The 19,389-nt window shown below is 40.0% G+C and carries 18 protein-coding genes; 5 read left to right on the top strand and 13 right to left on the bottom strand.

The window, feature by feature from the left end:
• Positions 1-73: 73 nt before the first annotated feature.
• On the bottom strand, positions 74-886 hold the full coding sequence (locus tag AM592_RS19935) for a GNAT family N-acetyltransferase (protein ID WP_053605391.1): 813 nt from the start codon (positions 884-886) through the stop codon (positions 74-76).
• An 18-nt stretch (positions 887-904) separates the two neighbouring features.
• Positions 905-1,555, bottom strand: coding sequence for a TetR/AcrR family transcriptional regulator C-terminal domain-containing protein (locus tag AM592_RS19930; protein WP_053605390.1), 651 nt, complete (start codon positions 1,553-1,555; stop codon positions 905-907).
• A gap of 121 nt (positions 1,556-1,676) precedes the next feature.
• Here AM592_RS19930 and AM592_RS19925 point away from each other — a divergent pair, with 121 nt between their 5' ends.
• The 3 genes from AM592_RS19925 to AM592_RS19915 all read left to right on the top strand — a co-directional run bounded on the left by AM592_RS19925 (position 1,677) and on the right by AM592_RS19915 (position 5,920).
• Positions 1,677-3,173 (top strand): MDR family MFS transporter, encoded by a 1,497-nt coding sequence (locus AM592_RS19925; protein ID WP_053605389.1) that lies wholly within the window; start codon positions 1,677-1,679, stop codon positions 3,171-3,173.
• A gap of 224 nt (positions 3,174-3,397) precedes the next feature.
• Positions 3,398-4,834 carry an aldehyde dehydrogenase family protein gene (locus AM592_RS19920; RefSeq protein ID WP_098945339.1) on the top strand — a complete coding sequence of 479 codons (1,437 nt, stop codon included), beginning with the start codon at positions 3,398-3,400 and terminating at the stop codon, positions 4,832-4,834.
• A 240-nt stretch (positions 4,835-5,074) separates the two neighbouring features.
• Positions 5,075-5,920: a metallophosphoesterase family protein gene (locus AM592_RS19915; RefSeq protein ID WP_053605387.1), complete on the top strand. Its 846-nt coding sequence runs from the start codon at positions 5,075-5,077 to the stop codon at positions 5,918-5,920.
• A gap of 268 nt (positions 5,921-6,188) precedes the next feature.
• Here the strand turns inward: AM592_RS19915 and AM592_RS19910 are convergent, their stop codons facing one another.
• The 10 genes from AM592_RS19910 to AM592_RS19865 form a co-directional block, all read right to left on the bottom strand.
• Positions 6,189-7,013 carry a carbohydrate ABC transporter permease gene (locus AM592_RS19910; RefSeq protein ID WP_053605386.1) on the bottom strand — a complete coding sequence of 275 codons (825 nt, stop codon included), beginning with the start codon at positions 7,011-7,013 and terminating at the stop codon, positions 6,189-6,191.
• Positions 7,014-7,029: 16 nt separating this feature from the next.
• Positions 7,030-7,899, bottom strand: a complete 870-nt coding sequence (locus AM592_RS19905) for a carbohydrate ABC transporter permease (RefSeq protein ID WP_053605385.1) — start codon at positions 7,897-7,899, stop codon at positions 7,030-7,032.
• Positions 7,900-8,979, bottom strand: coding sequence for an ABC transporter ATP-binding protein (locus tag AM592_RS19900; RefSeq protein WP_053605384.1), 1,080 nt, complete (start codon positions 8,977-8,979; stop codon positions 7,900-7,902).
• 26 nt (positions 8,980-9,005) lie between these two features.
• Positions 9,006-9,842 carry an HAD family hydrolase gene (locus AM592_RS19895; protein WP_053605383.1) on the bottom strand — a complete coding sequence of 279 codons (837 nt, stop codon included), beginning with the start codon at positions 9,840-9,842 and terminating at the stop codon, positions 9,006-9,008.
• 83 nt (positions 9,843-9,925) lie between these two features.
• Entirely contained in the window at positions 9,926-11,227 is a 1,302-nt protein-coding gene (locus AM592_RS19890; RefSeq protein WP_053605382.1) for an ABC transporter substrate-binding protein, read from the bottom strand.
• A gap of 229 nt (positions 11,228-11,456) precedes the next feature.
• On the bottom strand, positions 11,457-12,083 hold the full coding sequence (locus AM592_RS19885; protein WP_053605381.1) for a glycerol-3-phosphate responsive antiterminator: 627 nt from the start codon (positions 12,081-12,083) through the stop codon (positions 11,457-11,459).
• A gap of 139 nt (positions 12,084-12,222) precedes the next feature.
• Positions 12,223-13,074, bottom strand: coding sequence for a hypothetical protein (locus AM592_RS19880; RefSeq protein ID WP_053605380.1), 852 nt, complete (start codon positions 13,072-13,074; stop codon positions 12,223-12,225).
• Positions 13,075-13,087: 13 nt separating this feature from the next.
• Complete coding sequence (locus AM592_RS19875; RefSeq protein ID WP_053605379.1) at positions 13,088-15,508, bottom strand: heavy metal translocating P-type ATPase; 2,421 nt, start codon at positions 15,506-15,508, stop codon at positions 13,088-13,090.
• A 75-nt stretch (positions 15,509-15,583) separates the two neighbouring features.
• Positions 15,584-15,790: a copper chaperone CopZ gene (gene copZ, locus AM592_RS19870; protein WP_053605378.1), complete on the bottom strand. Its 207-nt coding sequence runs from the start codon at positions 15,788-15,790 to the stop codon at positions 15,584-15,586.
• 184 nt (positions 15,791-15,974) lie between these two features.
• Positions 15,975-16,799: an isocitrate lyase/PEP mutase family protein gene (locus tag AM592_RS19865; protein WP_053605377.1), complete on the bottom strand. Its 825-nt coding sequence runs from the start codon at positions 16,797-16,799 to the stop codon at positions 15,975-15,977.
• Positions 16,800-16,921: 122 nt separating this feature from the next.
• On the opposite strand from AM592_RS19865, the gene AM592_RS19860 reads away from it, so the two are divergent.
• Entirely contained in the window at positions 16,922-17,602 is a 681-nt protein-coding gene (locus tag AM592_RS19860; protein ID WP_053605376.1) for an ArsR/SmtB family transcription factor, read from the top strand.
• 179 nt (positions 17,603-17,781) lie between these two features.
• Positions 17,782-18,207: a DUF2935 domain-containing protein gene (locus AM592_RS19855; RefSeq protein WP_053605375.1), complete on the top strand. Its 426-nt coding sequence runs from the start codon at positions 17,782-17,784 to the stop codon at positions 18,205-18,207.
• Between the two features lie 209 nt (positions 18,208-18,416).
• On the opposite strand, the gene AM592_RS19850 is transcribed toward AM592_RS19855, so the two are convergent.
• Positions 18,417-19,331 (bottom strand): DMT family transporter, encoded by a 915-nt coding sequence (locus AM592_RS19850; protein WP_082364225.1) that lies wholly within the window; start codon positions 19,329-19,331, stop codon positions 18,417-18,419.
• Between the last annotated feature and the right edge of the window lie 58 nt (positions 19,332-19,389).

Below are 19,389 nucleotides of genomic sequence, written 5' to 3'. Positions count from 1 at the left end.
ACATAAGTTTAAAAATTTAATAACATTTTTCTTTGAATCTTTAAATGATATTTCCCCGCCACGGGAGGAATATTTAATTTTTAGCTTTCACATGTTCATACGTATACAGCATCCAGAAGCCGATATCTTCGAAGCCAATCCGTTTATAAATCGCTCCGGCTTCCGGGTTATCATAAAATAAACATAGTTCCTTTTCTTCGTCCAACAGCTGTTTGCAGAGCTTTGCCATGCACTGGGTAGCATAGCCTTTTTTCTTATAGGGCTCTAGTGTACATACTCCTGTTACCATGGCGGAGAAAGAATTTTCTGCAGAGGTCGAAGCGGTTGAAACAGCTTTATTATCTTCCATGATGAAAAAGGAACGTGAAACCCCATCTTCTAATCCGCGTCTTTTTCTCTTAACGGTAATGACGGACTCGCTGAACTCCGGAATACTCATTAATAACTCCACAAGAGCTTTCGCATCGTCGGGCTTGGCTTGTTTTACGTGAGACACATCAATGTTACTGATGCTTGGTTGTAATCTGGTACATTTCGCGTAGTAGGTTTGCCTTTTTCTTTTAAGCTTTCTATTCAAGTGGGGTTCGATTTTTTCTGTGATGTCTTTTAATCCTGACATCATCGAAAACGTAGGATCATTCTCTATAATTTCGGCAAACCCTTTCGCATCGAATGATCCCCTTGCAAATGGTATGTAGTTTTCCTGATATTTTAACAAAACGGCGCGTAGTTCTCCGTTTTCGTTAAAATCACCCCATAGCTTTTGGAAGTCCTTATCGTACCCGTAGGCTTCAATATCACCGATGATAAATAGGTTTTCAGCTGATTGCATTTTCAAAAGCTGAAAACAAACCTCGTGATCACTTTTCGTCAACCTTCTGATCATCATAGTCCCTCCCTAAACTTACCTGTCCATCTCAGCCTTTATCCCCTTCAAAATGATTCGCAGACCAGCTAAAAAGCTTTCTTCATCATTCAATTTTGTTTTCGGCGTTAGCATATAACGATATACATGCGGAATGTTATCTTCCGGAATCGCGGTAATTGCTCCTTTGAATTGATTCACGATTTCTTCTTTTCCCATTTCATCTATCATTTTCTTTTGCTTCTGTTCGTCCAATACAAATGAAGTTACGTAACTATTTATTAAGATTGCGCTTAAAAATATTTTATCCTCTGGAAAATTCGCTCTATGGAAGATTTCAAAAGCTTTATTAATGAGATGCAACCTTTTTTTGGAAACAGGCAGCGTATCCATCATGATTTCCGCTCCGTCAGGTACCGATAACATCGCCCGCCTGCTCGCCAATGACAAGAGAGTCATCTCCTCTTCCCAATCCTTCGATTCCTCTGGATACTCAATTTGCGAAGAAATATATTCTGATAATAGCTGGAGAATTTCTTGTTTACTTTTAATGTACCAATATAGCGCAGGTGCCTTTACCTTCAGATTTGCTGCCAGATTTCTCATCGTTAAATTGGCAAGGCCCTTTTCATGTAAAATACTGAGTGCCGCTTCTGTAATGATTTCTTTATTAATCTTATTCTTCGCCACGAAAACCACCTCAATGAACCATTGTATACTGTTTCAGATAAAATTTCTTTACTTCTCTATTTAACGATGTTAAACTACAAATTGTCAATTTAACACTGTTAATGAAAAGGGAGGGTAATCGATGAAAAAAGAAACAAAGCTGGTCCCTGTTATGGCCGCACTCATTTTAGGGATTTTCGTAGCGGCATTGGATAATACAATTGTTGCAACAAGTATGGGAGCAATCATCGGTGATTTGGGTGGCTTGGATAAATACGTATGGGTCACATCTGCTTACTTAGTGGCAGAAATGGCTGGCATGCCGATTTTTGGGAAACTGTCTGATATGTATGGCAGAAAACGATTTTATATGTTTGGAATTTTATTATTTTTAGTCGGTTCTATTTTGTGCGGATTTGCGCAATCGATGGTTCAATTATGCATATTCCGTGCAATTCAAGGAATTGGCGGCAGTGCATTAATGCCGATTGCCTTCACCATTATTTGGGATGTCGTTCCTCGTGAAATGCGCGGAAAAATGAGTGGAATATTCGGTGCGGTCTTCGGGTTATCAAGCATCATTGGTCCTTTATTAGGTTCTTTTATTACCGATTATATTCATTGGCGTTGGATTTTTCACATTAACATACCTATTGGTTTGGTTGCCTTATTCTTAATTATTGTTTTTTACAACGAATCAAAAGTACACGTACGCCAGAATATCGACTGGCTTGGCGCAATTTTTCTTGTCATTTTCACCGTTTCGCTTATGTTCGGGCTTGAATTAGGTGGAGACACATATGATTGGGATTCATGGCAGATTATTTCGTTATTGGTTGTAGCTGCTGTTGGTTTCGCGATTTTCATGCTGGTTGAAAAAAGTGTCAAAGATCCAATTTTACCTTTTGAATTATTTAAAGAACGGCTATACACAAGCAGCGCCTTGACAGGAATGTTTTACGGAGCAGCTTTTATGGTATCTACGATCTATATTCCCTTGTACATTCAAGGAGTCACCGGCGGGACAGCAACAAACTCAGGTTTATTGTTATTGCCGATGATGGTTGGCACTAGTGTTGGTGCCCCAATTGGCGGAGCTCTCGCTAATAAAATGAGCTACAAACAGATTATGATCCTGTCCGGAATTGTTATGGGAATAGGAACAATTTTGTTAGGGACGTTAGAACCTTCTACACCTGGGTGGCTATTAACCATTTACATGGTGATTATTGGAGTAGGAGTCGGCCCATCATTTTCTGTACTTGGCATGGCTTCTTTGCAAAAAGCATTGCCGGAGCAAAGAGGAATTGCAAGTTCTACAAGCAACTTCCTTCGTTCATTAGGTATGACACTCGGTATAACAATCTTTGGAGTTATTCAAAAAAACAATTTTTCTGCCGGATTACCTGAGGACATCAAACAAAACGGGCTTGGTGAGGACAGCCGGGCGCTATTATCTCCTGAACTGCGCTCCCAGATCCCGGAGAATGTCTTAAATCAAATCACGGAAGTATTAACAAACTCGATTACAACAACTATTCTTTGGACACTTGTTCCTCTTGGGATTGCATATCTCTTTATTCTGTTCATGAGCAAGGAGAAATTAGCAGATTCGAATTTGCAGCAAGAAAGTATGTAGATGGATAGCTAAACGCTATTCCTTACAGCTTGTAGACAATGCCTTCAGACATGTCTACAAGCTTTTTTTATAACTAATTGGACTTTTTCGAGAAAATATCAGCATTATATTTAACAAAGCAATGAAGTTGAATGATTAGCATAACCACTTATGAATAGGTTAACATCAAAGAAAACCAGATTGTTTGAAGGAGGGGTTATGTGGAAAAGTTCGAAGAGTATCACATGAGTTTCATCGATGGAGAATGGACAGAGGGACAGTCAGACCGAACATTTGTCGATCAAAATCCTTATGATCGATCGACGATCACCTCATTTAGTTTAGCGAGTGTCGATCAACTTCATCGAGCATTTAAAACCGCTAAACAGGCACAGAAAGAATGGGGAAAAACGAAGCCTGAAGAAAGGCGGACAATCTTAGAAAAAGCCGCAGCCTATTTACTGGAACATCGCTCAGAAATTGTTGATATCATTTCACGTGAAACAGGCGGCAGCCAGATGAAAGCAAATGTAGAGCTTGATCTTACACTTGAGATTCTAGAAGCCTCCTGTGACTTAGTGGATCAAGTGTATAAAAGAAGAGAAGTGACATCGTCCATTCATGGAAAGAAGAACGAGGTATACCGTCTGCCATTAGGTGTGATCACCTCGATTTCTCCTTTCAACTTCCCAATGAATTTATCGTTGAGAACGATTGCTCCTGCTTTGGCTTTAGGAAATGCTGTCGTACATAAACCCGATATACAAGTTGGTTTAACAGGTGGATCGATTATTGCTAGAGCATTTGAATATGCCGAACTTCCGAAGAGTATTCTTCAAGTCATTCAAAGTGATGTTGAAGTAATTGGTGATGAAATGCTCACAAGTCCGCATTCGGAATTTATTAGCTTTACTGGCTCGACGAAAGTGGGAAAACATATCGGGGAACTAGCAGGAAAAATGCTGAAACGTTTTGCTTTAGAACTTGGAGGAAACAGTCCCTTTATTGTTCTTTCGGATGCCGATGTTGACCGTGCAGTAGATGCGGCTATCTTCGGCAAGTTCATTCACCAAGGCCAAATATGTATGATCATAAATCGATTGATTATCCATAAAGATAACTATGACGAATTCGTTGAAAAATATGTAGAAAGAGTGAAACAGATAACGTATGGCGATCCAAAAGATCCAAAAACGGTTATTGGGCCGTTGATCAATGAACGTCAAATAGAGAAAGCACTTACGCTTATTGAAGATGCAAAACAAGATGGAGTAAAACTGGCACTTGAAGGCAAACAAATAGGCAATGTTTTAACTCCATATATATTTATAGATGTAGATAACAAAAGCAAGCTTGCTCAAACAGAACTGTTCGCACCAATATCCACGATCATTAAAGCAAACTCAGATGAGCATGCAATTGAACTGGCAAATGATACTGAATATGGCTTAAGCTCTGCCATCTTTACCACTGATTTAGACAAAGGAAGAGAACTTGGGCTGCAAGTCGAAAGCGGTATGACACATATTAATGACCAAACCGTTAATGACAGCCCTTTAATTCCCTTTGGAGGAAATAAAGCGAGCGGAACTGGCCGTTTTGGAAATGAATGGATAGCAGAAGAGTTTACAGTGACCAAATGGATATCCGTTCAAAATGATTATCGTACCTTTCCCTTTTAAACTAGCAAACCAGCAGACCTCAAACGTATCAATACTAAACCCGCTCCCACATATAGGAGAAGGAGTTTGCCTTCGGAAGGATAGCAAAAGCAAAACGCTATCCTTTTTGCTTTATAAACAAAAATGGATTTTTACAATCTATTAATACACACCTAGCATCCACGTAATATAAACATATTAAAATAGAGAGATGGGATGAGCCTAGCCATTCAATGCAAAGGTATGAAAGGAGAATGTCGTATGAAGGTTGTATTAATGGGTGATTTGCATTATCCGGAAATTGAAGATTCAGTTTCTGATGTACTTAATGCCCGCGCGGCTTTTTATCAAATGTTTATCGATAGGTTTTTAGAAATTGATGCAGATCTTCACGTATCAATCGGAGATTTAACAAACTTCGGCCATGCGACGGAATTACAGGAAATTTACAAGCTATTAAGACGAAAAGAACGTAATTTTTACCACGCTCTAGGCAATCATGACTTATATGCCCAAACTAGAGAAGAAGTCCTTACAATTACGGGTCAACCTCGTTATCATTCAATCGTAACAGACGAAGCTGTTTTTGCTTTCTTAGACACGGCGAAAGAAATGGATTTTGAAGATTGGGGAGGCCATATTGACGACGAGCAATTACAGTGGTTTGAAAACGTCGTAAAGGATTCAGGTTCAAAACCGCTTCTTGTGTTTGCCCACCATCCTATATACAATACGACGAAAAATTCCGATAAGGAAAAGGGATCGATTCATCCTAGTATCGATATGTGGAGAATACTGGATCAAAAAGAAGGTGTGGGAGTGTATTTAAACGGGCATACCCATTGTGACTCCATTGTCAATCAAAAGAATTGGACATTTGTCCAAACATCTGCCGTTTTAGACCAACATGCGTTTCGACTCATTGAAATTGAAAAGGACGAAATTGTTATTTCTTCTCTTGATATTACGGATCAAGATATAATCGACAACGCACCAATCATTTACAACCATATCAACCATTTTACACATTCACCTGCTGCCAGAGGAGAAGAGGCAGATCGCGAGTGCCGGATTTCTTTGCTGCCGGTCGTCGATCATACTTCATAATCTAAGAAATCCTAATGGCAGAAAAAACTAAATAAATTATTGTATGACTGTTTGGTGTTAGCAGCACCAAACGGTCATTTTTATTTTATTCTTTCTACCGTTGTTATAGAAAACAACTAGGTTTTCACGTAAAAAAACCCTCCACAGCTTGGGAAGGTGAATGATTCTTTACAAAGTTAACGCAAAAATATAAGGTAAGGAGACTGAGAAAGCAGTGACTTCAAAGCCTCAGCCTTTATAAGTACTCCTTACCTAATTTAACAGATCTTTATTTTACACCGGTATAAACAAAAGCACGGATAATCTGGCGTTGGGCAAAGAAAAACACAATTAATATTGGAATAACTAGAATCATATTTCCTGCCATCAGGATATTCCAGGCCACACCCCCGTCAACTTCCCGCAGCTTGGAAATCCCCAGTGGAAGAGTCCTGGCTGTATCGTTAGTTGTCATAACAAGCGGCCAAAAATAGTCATTCCAATGGGTAATAAAGCTAAAAAGTCCGAACGTGATTAGCACTGGCTTAGCAATTGGAATCATAATTTTATAAATTATTCTCCATTCACTGGCCTCATCCAAACGCGCTGCTTCCAGCAATTCTTCCGGTACTTGTTTAAACGCTTGGCGCAGAAGGAAAATTCCAAAAGCACTTGAAGCAAACGGAAGGATAAGCGCCCAAAGCGTATTAAGCAGCCCCCATGAACTCATTTGCAAATAAACCGGCAGAAAAATGAGCTGTGCCGGAATCATTAACGTAATCATCGTTAACGAAAAGAAAAAGCCTCGTCCTTTGAATTGATATCTCGCAAACGCATAAGCAGCCGGAATAATCGTAAGAAATTGCAAAACCAGGATGCTGATCGAAACGATTAGACTGTTGATAAAATAGGTAAAAAACGGTCCAGAGTTCCATGCCTTAGAGAAGTTTTCCCAAAGCAATTGGTTAGGCAGCCATTGCGGCGGAAATGTCATCGTCTCACCCAATGTTTTAAAAGAGGTGGAGATCATCCAGACAAAGGGCAAAGCAAAAATGCAAACGACAAGAAACAGGCCAATACCATTGATGAGTCTTCCTAATAATGATCGTTTCATTAGTTTCTTCCTTTCATTAACGGTAGTGCACACGACGCGACAGGATTCTGAAATACATCAGCGTTAATATACTAATAATAATCAGCAGAATCACGCCTGCAGCGGAAGCATATCCAATCTTAAAGAAACGGAAACCAAATTCATAGATGTAATAAACAAACGTATTGGTTGAATTGATCGGCCCGCCTTGAGTCATGATCGCTATCGTCTCAAATACTTGAAACGAGCTAATCAGGTTAATAATGGTAATAAAAAACAACGTTGGTGACAGCATTGGCAATGTTAGCTTAATAAAAGTGCGCATTTTACTAGTATCATCAAGTGCAGCTGCTTCATAAATATCTCGCGGAATACTCTGAAGCCCAGCAATAAAAATCAGCGTGTTATAGCCAATACCCTTCCAAACCGCGACAATTACAAGTGATAGAAGCGATGTTCCAGGATCACTCAGCCAAGGTACATTTGAAATGCCGAACAAATTCAAAAACCAGTTTAACAACCCGTAATCTGTGTCCATCAGCCACATCCAAAGCATGGAAATAGAAACAAGCGAGATGATATGGGGACTGAAGATGGCTCCTTGAACAAAACCATACACTGCCCCCTGTTTATTAAGCCAGACTGCAAGTACAAGAGAAATGATTATCGTAAGTGAAACAGTGAGGAACGTGTAGGTCATTGTATTTCTCATCACTTCGATAAATTGTTGTTCAGATAAGAGGGCTTGAAAATTATCAAAACCGACAAAATTTTTCACCGGACTGACAAAATTCCAGTCGACCAGGCTTAAGTAAACCATGTAGCAAATAGGATAAATAAAAAACAAGCAGAAGACGAGAATGGCCGGAGAAATCATCGCATAAGGACGTATGCTGCTCCACCTCATTTATACTCCCCCTAACAGAGCTGAATTCAACTGCCCCATGGCAACAGAACGGTTCCGTTTCCCTTCCTTATCAAAAGCATAAATTTTTTCGTGTGGAACCGACACAATGATTTTTTTCACATTTTCAAAAGGAGCGATAAAGCTCTTTATATGCATTTTTCCAATATCGTTTTTTACGGTATAAATCGTTTCGGATCCCAGTGTTTCCATCGTGATAATGTCACTGTGCAGCACCAGGCAATCGGAATGATCCGTATTATTCGTTAAGGATAATGAGGCATGCTCAGGACGAAACCCAAGAAATGCAACATCTCCATTCAAATTTGAAAAATAATCTTTCACCTGTTCATAGTCAAACGTATTCATAGCTGGTGTTCCAATAAATTCAGCTGTAAACCTGTTGTTCGGATCGTGATAGACATTCATCGGCGTGTCCATTTGCTGGATTTCACCTTTATTTAAAATGACGATTTCATCGCCCATAGACATGGCTTCCACTTGATCGTGGGTGACATATACAAAGGTCGTTCCCAATCTCTTGTGCAGCTGGATTAGCTCCGTTCTCATTTGGATGCGTAATTTTGCATCAAGATTTGATAATGGCTCGTCCAAAATAAAGACTTCCGGTTTTTTTACCATTGCGCGGGCTAATGCCACACGTTGCCGTTGTCCACCCGACAGATTTTGCGGTTTTTTATCAAGGTATTCTGTCAAACCGACAATCTCTGAGATTTCGTTGATTAGCTGCTCCCGTTCTTTTTTAGGAACTTTCTTATTGACGAGACCAAACTCAATATTCCCCCTGACTGTCATCGTTGGGTATAAGGCATAATTTTGAAATACCATCGCAATATTTCGTTTTCCTGGTGCTACATCATTGACACATCTATCTCCAATCCAGATTTCCCCGCCTGATTGCTGTTCAAGTCCTGCAATCATTCGAAGCGTCGTTGACTTACCGCTGCCTGATGGTCCGACGAGGACAGTGAAAGATCCGTCGCGAATCGTTAAATTAAGATCTTTAACAACTTCTTCATCCTTGTATGTTTTTGATACATTTTTCAGCCTGATCTCAGCCACATTACCATCTCCTTTTTATTCAGGATTTACTGCCCTTTTATGGCAGGTTGAATTTCCGCCGCATGGTTTTGTAAAAAGTCCGCCAGTTCTTCGATCGTTTCAACAGTCACGTCCCATATTGTCGGGTCAGCATGAACGTATTTCGAAATCAGACACGTCCGACCTCCCCTTTTCTTCACAGGATACAGGTCATTCCATGGATTATCGCCGATCGACAAAATTTCGTGAGCCAGGTACCCATCCTTTAGCAACTGTTCAAGAGATTCATTTATGCCGTCCGGTTTGCAAGCATCGTAAACGTAAGTGTCAAACAACTCCCCGATTTGCAAGTGTTTAACAAATTCAGGACCTGAAGGCTCAGGTGTGTTTGTTAAAAAGAGTTTCTTCTGCACATTCAATTTTGAAATGCTATCAAATAAAGGGTGGTGGCGGTAGATTTCATTCGGCTTGCATAGCATCTCTTGTCTGACGCGCTCAAAAGCATTTCTTGCCGTTTGTTCATCCAAGCCATATCGATCAATGTAAAGCTTGGCAATACCCCAAGGATCACCTATATAAAACAAGCATTCGTCTAAAGCGATCAAATTCTCTTCTTCTATTCCATTCCAGTGAAATGCTTTTGTAAGCCGCAGGTCTTTATGAGCATATACCTTTTCGTTTTCACGATTATAAAAATATCCAAGTCGTACAGGATGATGCCCTTCAAGTATGGCGTAGGCTTCTTTCACCTTTATTTCGATTTCGGCTTCAGATAAAGTTCCTTCAAACAAATGTTTAATATACCGACCTAAAAATGTATAGTCCTGATATAACGTACCGTCCAAATCAAAAATCACTGCTTTAATATCTTTAAGCCAATCCATCTCGCTGCTCCTTTAATCTTATAATGGAAGAGAAAAGCGCTAGAGGGACACGCTTTTCTCCTTTTTGAAACTTTAGACCTGAGTTATTTAAGTAATTGATTGGCTTTTTCAGCCGCCGCATCCAGTGCATCCTTAGGCTGTACATCATCTTTAAGGATAGATCTGTTCATCTCATCCACAACGACCTTTACAACCTCTGGATATGCTTCTGCCATCGGCCGCGCATGCCCATATTGCAGTTGGTCAACAGCCACTTTGAACTGAGGTTTTTCCTTATACAATGTCTTCATTTCTTCAGAATCGATAGCTGACAGGCGGCTTGGCAAATAGCCTGTATATTTACTTGCATAAATGGTTTGTTCTTTCGCCGTCATAAATTTGATGAATTCCCAAGCTGCTTCTTGCTTTTCTTTATCCAATCCAGCCGTCATCACAAGATTAGCTCCTCCTGTTGGGACAGCATAAGAATCACTTGCAGGCATAAAAGAAGTGTTAATTTCAAAGCCTTTCTCTTTCGATACGGACAGCTGATACGAAAGGTCAGCTGTGGAAGAAAAGATCATGGCTGCTTTTCCATTTGCGAAATCCTGCTTCGCTAAATCTCCTGCTTTTTCACCTGTAGGAACTTTACTTACGCCTTCTTTCGCGAGTTTTTTCCAAAATTCAAGTGCTTTTACCCCAGCATCTCCATTGAATTCAGCTGTTTTTTCATCCTTTGAAAGCATTTTTCCTCCGCTTTGTGCTACGAATGCTTCAAAGAACCAAATATCAGCCGGCAAACTGATCCCTACACGCTCACCTTTCTTTGTCAGCTTTCTCGCATACTCTTCAAATTCTTTCCAATCTTTAGGCCCAGCCGGATCCAATCCCGCTTCTTTCAGCAATGTCGTGTTCATATAAAGAATCGGTGTACTGCGTAGATACGGAAGTCCATACAGCTTGCCATCTACGTATGAATTCCCCATGAGTCCCGGATTAAAATCATCCATTTTGATATCATCCTTCTCAACGAAAGGAGTTAAATTTTCTGTCATTCCTGATTTAGCAAATACACCGATTGATGCGATTTCATTTAATGTGACCTCTGGTGCATTTCCTGCAGCAAATGCGGCCTGTGTTTTTGCATGAAGATCGTCATATGTCCCTTGAAATTCTGCATTTACATGATATTTGTCCTGGGATTCATTAAACATTTTTGCTAGATTTTCATTGTTTTCTCCGATTTTATCTCCCCAAGCATACCAATAGTTGATTTCAATCTTTCCTCCGTTTTCTTCGCTTCCTGAATCTGCATTGGCTTTGCTCTCATTTGAAGTACCGCCGGACTGGCATGCAGCCAAAAGAACCATCGTGAATAACATAAAAATAAAAGCTAACTTTTTCATTTTTATTCCTCCATTTTTTTATTTTCTACTTAAACGGCTTTTAATAGTGAACCTATAGTCAGATGGACTCACCTCCAAAAAATAAAAAGACCCCAAAAGAATCGGGTATACCGATTACATTTGGGGTCTCTCTTATTTAGGACCTATTATTTTCTATGCACTTTTCAATTCTTATCTTAACGATTGAATGTTAAGGAAGTATTATTAAAAAGTAAAGAAATGGGACGACCTAACTAGTGACTTTTTGAACATCTTCTTTCATCGAAAGGTCTGCTTTCCAAACGTCTATATTGGAGGTTGATACACCAACAGCTCCATTTTCAAGCGCTTCGACGGCATGGGCTTTTTCTGAGAGCAAGCCTCCCGTAATCAACGGGACATGGACCTTCTGACTCAGTTCGCGGATGACTTGCGGCAGGCGGGATGGCATGATTTCAATTAAATCAGGTTGATGCTGTTCAACTATATGTAGCACGTGATCGTATACTTCCGTATCGATCATAAATATACGTTGAATGGTCATCAACTTTCTCTTTCTCGCCTTTGCGATCAAATTCGGTTTCGTTGAGACAATCCCTAGCGGCCGTACGTAATTGGCAACAAAGTCGAGCCCTTCGTTATCCATGCTTATACCGCCAATTTTTTCAATATGAACAAAGACAGGAATTCCTTCGTTCTTTAACAAATCCACATACTTTTTAACCGACATAATATTACCAGTCAGCAAAAAAACGGCACTGATTTGGTCTTTTAGCATAACTGCCTTTTCAATACTTTTCGGATGTTTTACGGCTGCAATCTTTTTATGCTGAAAAAGACGTTCAAAAAAGACGTTTTCTTCTTTGCACCTGAGCAATCAGATCACTCCTTTTTCGTCTTAATAAACCTTTCTCATATTGATTATAGTAAATGATTATTAAGCTATTATTAATAATCTTCCCAATCTATCATTTATCTATTAAAAACAGCGGAGGCAATCACTACGCCTCCGCTGCTTATTTCACTTCGATAACAAATGGGTAGGCATTCACCTTTCCATCGAAATTAAATTCTCCCCATAATTTATAGATTCCCGGTTTGTCGAACTTCGTTTTAAAAACGGTCTGGTCGTTAGAAGCCGGATGGACATGGATAAACTCCCCGCCTCTTTCATCTAGGATAACGACGTGGCCTAAAGCTCCTAAATAAGGCTGCGGCGTAACACCTTTCGTATCAAAGGTTAACGTGACATTTTTGTTCGCAGCTAACTCTGTTGTTGTTAATTCAACTGTCTTCCCATTTATCGTCTTTGTGAAATTTGTATCTGCTTGAAGAGAATTCTCACCGTGTCCCGCATGATCTCCACCAACGTGCAGCTCACTCGGACGAACGTGATAGGCAAGGTCTTTTGGTTTTATATCTACGAACACTTTATAGTTGTTTTCGGAAAGGTTAATTTTCAAAGTATACCTGCCATTCCCTTGTTCTTCAGGATGCAAATGGTGATACTCTTTTAAATCTGCACTTACTAGAATAAGATGCATAATTTTTTCGTGCGATACTTCTAGTTCAACCGGGTTATTCTTATGATCCTTTACATCAATCGTGAGCAAACCTTCATTATATTTTACATCTGTTGCGACTTCACTTTTCGTATCAGCTCCATGATCTGAATGTTCGCTGCCACTCTCCTCGTCATGTTCATCGTGACCGCTGCTTTCTTCGGATTCCATATTCATTGAGTCAGAGTGGCCAGCAGCTTGCGGGTTCGTTTGATTCATGCTTGCGTATACGGTATACCCGCTAATGACTAAGCCAAGGTAAACAAATGCTGAAACAAACCATATCCAAACATTTTTGTGCTTCATGACATAACCCCCTCTACCCTCTTAACTTCATTCGCTGCAGGCGCAGTGCATTTAAAACAACGGACACGGAACTAAATGCCATAGCTGCTCCCGCAAGCCACGGAGCAAGGAAGCCAAGCGCCGCAATAGGAACACCTAACGTATTATAGCCAAACGCCCAAAACAGATTTTGCTTAATGTTACGAATGGTCATTTTACTCATAAAGATTGCATCAGCTATGCTATTTAAATCACCGCGAATCAATGTGATATCAGCAGCCTCCATTGCAACATCCGTCCCGGTCCCGATTGCCATACCGATGTCAGCTGTTGCCAGTGCCGGTGCATCGTTGATTCCATCTCCAACCATCGCTACTTTTTTCCCAGCGTTTTGAAGCTTTTTGACTTCTTCTGCTTTCCCCTCCGGCAGAACTTCGGCTATTACATGTTCAATGCCGACTTCACTAGCAATGGCTTGGGCTGTGGCTTTGTTATCTCCCGTGATCATAACCACTTCGAGCCCCATTTCTTGTAATCTCTGAATCGCTTTTTTAGACGTTTCTTTTATTGTGTCCGCAACAGCGATAACTCCGGCAAATTGATTGTCAATTGCGACGAACATTGCCGTCTTACCTTGCTTTTCTAACTCTTCCACTTTCGGTATGATCTCTTGAATATCAATTTCGTTATTCTCCATAAGCCGGCGTGTTCCGATCAATATGGTTTTCGTCTCAACAATTGTATGGATTCCAAAGCCCGGAATAGCTTCAAAATGCTCCGAATCGCCGAGTTTGATTCCTCTGTCTTTAACCCCTTGGACGATGGCTTCAGCAAGAGGATGCTCGGAATTCTTTTCGGAAGTACCGACCAACCTTAAAAATTCAGCTTTATCCATCCCATTTGACACAATCACGTCAGTAAGCGTCGGTTTACCATTGGTGACCGTTCCGGTTTTATCTAAAATCACTGTATCCAAACGATGAGTCGTTTCAAGGTGTTCGCCGCCTTTAAACAATATTCCGTACTCAGCTGCCCGCCCGGATCCGGCCATGATGGACGTAGGAGTGGCCAACCCTAATGCACAAGGACAGGCGATAACTAACACAGCAATTAATTTTTCAAGGGCTGCTGCGAACTCTCCCGGACTGACGAATAAATACCACACAAGGAACGTAACAACCGCGATTCCAATAACAATCGGGACAAATATTCCAGAGATAACGTCAGCCAAACGTTGAATAGGCGCTTTCGATCCTTGAGCTTCTTCCACTACTTTAATAATTTGCGCCAAAGCTGTGTCCTTTCCAACTTTAGTCGCCTTCACCTTCAAAAATCCGTTTTTATTGATTGTGGATCCAATTACAACATCTCCTGTCGTTTTATCAACAGGAATACTTTCCCCAGTAATCATTGACTCATCCAGGGCAGACCTGCCTTCGATGATCTCTCCGTCAACAGGCACCTTTTCTCCTGGCTTTACGTAAACAATGTCTAGAGCTTTTACTTCTTCGATCGGTACATTTAATTCTTGGCCGTCTCTTAGAACAGTAGCCGTTTTTGCCTGAAGTCCCATCAGTTTTTTTATTGCTTCTGATGAACGTCCTTTTGCTTTTGCTTCAAATAATTTGCCTAAAATGATCAGAGTAAGCAAAACTGCACTCGTTTCAAAATATAATTCCACCATATGGGCACCTGATCCGATCGATTGAATGCTTAAATAAAGGCTGTAGAAATAAGCAGCTGACGTTCCGAGCGCGACTAAAACATCCATATTCGCACTTTTATTTCGCAATGCTTTATAGGCTCCAACGTAAAACTGGCCGCCAACCACAAATTGAACCGGAGTTGCAAGTGCCAGCTGCACCCAAGGATTCGAGAACATTTCCGGCAGCCAAATAAACGAAGTGAATTCAAAGTGACTAACCATCGCCCAAAGTAAAGGAATGGAAAGCAGCAGGGAGAAAATGAACTTGCCTGTTTGCTTCTCTATCTCTTTTTGTCTGTGGTCAACTTTTTCTCCTGTATCTTCTTGCTTTTGTTCTAACTGGTAGCCCAGCTTTTTGATCGCCTCTTTCATATCTGAAGCCGACACTTCTTCCGGGCTATATTCGACTTGTGCAGTCTCTAAAGCAAAATTGACAGTGGCGTTTTGGACGCCGTCTAATCTATTTAAACGTTTTTCAATCCTGTTCGCACACGCTGCACAGGTCATTCCGGTAATATCAAATTCCGCTTTTTCCGTAACTACTTTATACCCTAGAGATTCTACTTTTTCTTTCAGTTTGTTTACGTTGGCTTTGGATGGGTCGAATGTTACTTTGGATTTTTCCAACGCAAAGTTCACATTAGCATCATCTACCCCATCAACTTTTTTTAAGCCTTTTTCAATTCGCACGGCACAAGCCGCACACGTCATTCCAGCAATCTGAAGGGTAGTTTCTTTTTTATCACTCACACCGCTCACTCCTCATAACCACATACCGTATCAGGGTATAGTAATCGTACAGCATACCCCTTAGAAACTTTGAACTTAGCCTACTTCATAGCCTTGGTCTTCAATAACATCGGTAATTTCCCGTAAAGAAATGTTTTTTGAATCAAACGATACGTCTACGCTTCCATCATTTAAATGAACATTTACTGAATGAACACCTTCTAATTGACTAACATTCCCTTCAATGGCATTTACACAATGACTGCAAGACATTCCTTTTACCTGTAATTTTACATTTTCCATTATTTTTTGCCTCCTTGGCTGATTATTATTTCATACCTTTTAACCGTACGATAAACAAAATGGATTATTACCTGCTTTGCATCGTCTTCTTGAATTAATCTTACTATACCCCCCTACCGTATGTAAAGAGAAAAAATGAAAAGAGGCAAAAAACCTCTTTTTTAATGAACAATTGGCGTTCCAACTATTTGGCCAACTCATGATATGAAATTACCCCATCCGCTATTTGCTGAAAATCACCTCGTTTTATGATATCTTCACTTACTCTTTTTAAGAATGTAACTGTCGCTCGAAAAGGTGCCGAACCAGTGCTTACCCTCTCAATTCCAATTTCAGAAAGCATCTGCAGAGAAGGAGTTTCTGCATCAATTAATAAATTGATTGGGATTGATATTTCCTGTCTGAGAATGTTAATAGCGTCTGTGTTTTTTAGACCGGGAACAAAGATGGAGTCTGCTCCTGCCTCTTGGTAAGCCTTACAACGATTTATGGCTATTATCAAACGCTCTTCGGGATTCCCTATATTAAGCCAAAAAAGGTCTGTACGGGCATTGACGAATAAGGGCATTTTCAGCGAATCACAAAGCTCTTTGATAGCTGCTATTTTTTCACACTGCAATGAAAGATCATAAATGGGGGCATCAGGGTTTCCTGTCCCATCTTCAAGATTAATACCTACAACTCCCGTAGAAATAATCTGCCTTACATTTTCTCTCACTTCCTGTACTGACTTCCCATAACCCGCTTCGATATCCGCACTGATTGGAACATCCACAGCATTTACAATAGACCTTAATGCTTCCAGCAATTTATCAAAAGGAAGATTTTCTCCGTCAGGATACCCTAATGAGACAGCCATTCCTGCACTCGTCGTTCCGATCGCTTCAAAACCGCTTTGTTGATAAATTGCTGCACTTCCGGCGTCCCAAGCATTTGGAAGGACAAAAGTTTTAGATCGGCTATGAAGCTGCCGGAATTTTTCATATTTTACTGTTCGATTATTTTTCATTCATGTGTCTCTCCTTTTGGTATTTTCAATCCAAGATCCTGATTTGTTTTGTTATGTCTTCATTGTAATACCGAAACATTTCCAGTATCATCGAAATATGGATTACAAAAGGAGTGGAAATGATGAATGGAAACCCTAATATTACTGAAATGGCCTCGCTTCTGGCTGATCCATCAAGGGCAGAAATATTAACGTGTCTATTGGACGGGCGATTTCATACAGCGAGTGAATTAGCCTCCATTGCAAAAGTAAAGCCGCAAACAGCCAGTTTTCATTTGGCAAAGCTAAGCAAAATCCATTTGATAAAAATGGAGAAACATGGCCGGTTTCATTACTATCAATTAGCTAATCAAGAGGTCGCACAAATGTTAGAGTCTTTCCTTGTTATTTCACCGCCTGCAGAAATAAAGTCATTAAAACAAGATTCGCAAACAAGAGCGTTACGTAAAGCAAGAACTTGTTATGACCATATAGCCGGAAATTTGGGAGTTCGCTTAACGGAGTCGATGGTTCATTCGGGAATTTTAAGCAAAGAACAGGGGCAGTTTGAAGTAACGGAAAAGGGAGAACAATTTTTTGGCGATTTAGGATTAGACTTGCCCTCAATAAGAAAAAAACGACGTTCATTTTCCAGATGTTGTTTAGACTGGAGTGAAAGGCAGCATCACCTGGCAGGCAGCTTAGGAAGTGCACTAGCTACTCATTTTTTTGAAAAACAGTGGATCACTCATATCCCTTATACAAGAGCTGTCAGCATTACAAGCACCGGACGGTTTTATTTCAAAAAGTACTTTAATATATGAGAAACTGAGAATTACAATCGTCACATTTTCCATTACTTAAATCAACCCTAATATACCTTCGTATAGTATAATATATGCTCTGGTTCTAAGTTTACTCTTCTGAAACAAGCCCTCATATTTGTCTAAAAGGATGAATACATTTTTAATAGGCAAATATTGAATGGGGGTCAGAAAGGGAAATGCAATTTTATTATGGACAAAAAATGCCATTACGTATTTTGGACGAGGCTGAATTTTGGAAGCATCAAGAAGAAGAGCATACAGTTGTCATACGGGAATTAGTGAAAAACTTGGAAGCGAATTATGTCGAAGCATTAATAGAATGGGAAAAGGTATTAAGCGAAACACATCAGCGGGTCATTAGATTTATTGAGACGGTAACCCGTTCGGACTATGAAATTACACCTTCCCTCTACCAGGATGTACTCAAACTCGTATCATTCTGTTTAGAACAAAGTCAAAGATTTATTGATTTATGCAGACAAATTAAGAACCAAAGCGAAGCAATCAAAAACAATTTAACTGCGAAAGTTGTAATTGATCATATTATCCGTGAATCCGAATATTTCATCGGCATTGCCCAAACCATTTTATATCAAAAATAGCTGATAGGGTCCCCCACATACAAAGTGCTGAATTCGCATGCTAAGCCCAGTTTGTACATAAATAGGCAAGGTGCAGCACATCATCAATTTAGCACGCAACAGACTTTCGCACTTTAGAAAGTCACTCGCTTTACCGAAATTTCCCCATACAACAGGAAGAACCAAGAACTATTAACGGAGATCTTGGTTCTTTTTGACCAAAGAGTGGTTTATCGATGTCTTACTTGATATTCCAATGTATCCTTCACTAGATCTTTTCTTCTATTTTTATTAGCAGCAAAGAAAATCCCGATACATATTAAGAATGCTCCTGCCAAAATGTTTATCGTAAGGGTTTCGTTTAACTGCAGCCAGCCAAAAAATAAACCTAAAATCGGAACGGCCATAAGTGTCATCGATGCTAAAGATGCCTCGATTTTCGTAAGAACCCAAAACCAGGCGATAAATGTTACGGCCGTTGAGAAAATCCCATTAAAAAGCAGGGACAACACAGCTTGTTGATTCCATTCTGTTTGCGACACGTTTTCGGTGATAAACGAAATCACAAAAAGCATGATCGCTCCAATTAATAATTGCCACGCAGTCATATTCATAATATCTGAACCGGAAAACTTTACTTTGCTGAATACATTCGCGCACGCCCAGCTGATTGCCGCAACAATAATCAGCAATTCACCTGTCACTGTTTGCGCGTTAAAATTGAGAAATTGCGGCCCTAAAATAAAGAGAATACCAACTGTTCCTAAACAAATTCCGATGATTTTAAATGAAGTCAGCCGCTCATTTATCGTAAAATGGGCAATCAACGTAACGAATATGGGCATCGTATACACTAATACAGAGCTTTGGCCCGAATCAACAAACTGCATCCCGTAAGTTAAAGTTGCCAAATACCCCAACGACATGAGGACACTCATGACCAAAACGTTCGTGATTTTCTTTTTATCCGGAAGCAGCGGTTTTTTTAGCAGCATTAATATCAAAAAAATCGGAATGGCGCCAATTAATAATCGAAAAGCAGAAAATAAAAATGGCGGGATATAGCTCAACCCTATTTTCATCGTTACCCATGTATATCCCCAAATGAGTACGACTAAAAATATAGCACCTGCAACTTTAAACATGTATTATCCATTCCTTTCTTTTATTATGTAAAGTTAGTATAATAACATCAACATCATA

Origin of the sequence: Bacillus gobiensis, assembly GCF_001278705.1 — a bacterium.
GTDB lineage: Bacteria > Bacillota > Bacilli > Bacillales > Bacillaceae > Bacillus > Bacillus gobiensis.
The sequence above is the reverse complement of the archived record's forward strand: the minus strand, read 5'-3'. Positions and strand labels throughout refer to the sequence as shown.

What these genes read in the sequence shown, in the direction of transcription:
- AM592_RS19860 (WP_053605376.1), top strand. Translation starts at nt 16,922, where the DNA reads ATGAATGGAAACCCTAATATTACTGAAATGGCCTCGCTTCTGGCTGAT.
- AM592_RS19895 (WP_053605383.1), bottom strand. Translation starts at nt 9,842, where the DNA reads ATGGATTGGCTTAAAGATATTAAAGCAGTGATTTTTGATTTGGACGGT.
- AM592_RS19850 (WP_082364225.1), bottom strand. Translation starts at nt 19,331, where the DNA reads ATGTTTAAAGTTGCAGGTGCTATATTTTTAGTCGTACTCATTTGGGGA.
- AM592_RS19865 (WP_053605377.1), bottom strand. Translation starts at nt 16,799, where the DNA reads ATGAAAAATAATCGAACAGTAAAATATGAAAAATTCCGGCAGCTTCAT.
- AM592_RS19925 (WP_053605389.1), top strand. Translation starts at nt 1,677, where the DNA reads ATGAAAAAAGAAACAAAGCTGGTCCCTGTTATGGCCGCACTCATTTTA.
- copZ (WP_053605378.1), bottom strand. Translation starts at nt 15,790, where the DNA reads ATGGAAAATGTAAAATTACAGGTAAAAGGAATGTCTTGCAGTCATTGT.
- AM592_RS19915 (WP_053605387.1), top strand. Translation starts at nt 5,075, where the DNA reads ATGAAGGTTGTATTAATGGGTGATTTGCATTATCCGGAAATTGAAGAT.
- AM592_RS19935 (WP_053605391.1), bottom strand. Translation starts at nt 886, where the DNA reads ATGATCAGAAGGTTGACGAAAAGTGATCACGAGGTTTGTTTTCAGCTT.
- AM592_RS19910 (WP_053605386.1), bottom strand. Translation starts at nt 7,013, where the DNA reads ATGAAACGATCATTATTAGGAAGACTCATCAATGGTATTGGCCTGTTT.
- AM592_RS19905 (WP_053605385.1), bottom strand. Translation starts at nt 7,899, where the DNA reads ATGAGGTGGAGCAGCATACGTCCTTATGCGATGATTTCTCCGGCCATT.
- AM592_RS19880 (WP_053605380.1), bottom strand. Translation starts at nt 13,074, where the DNA reads ATGAAGCACAAAAATGTTTGGATATGGTTTGTTTCAGCATTTGTTTAC.
- AM592_RS19890 (WP_053605382.1), bottom strand. Translation starts at nt 11,227, where the DNA reads ATGAAAAAGTTAGCTTTTATTTTTATGTTATTCACGATGGTTCTTTTG.
- AM592_RS19855 (WP_053605375.1), top strand. Translation starts at nt 17,782, where the DNA reads ATGCAATTTTATTATGGACAAAAAATGCCATTACGTATTTTGGACGAG.
- AM592_RS19920 (WP_098945339.1), top strand. Translation starts at nt 3,398, where the DNA reads ATGAGTTTCATCGATGGAGAATGGACAGAGGGACAGTCAGACCGAACA.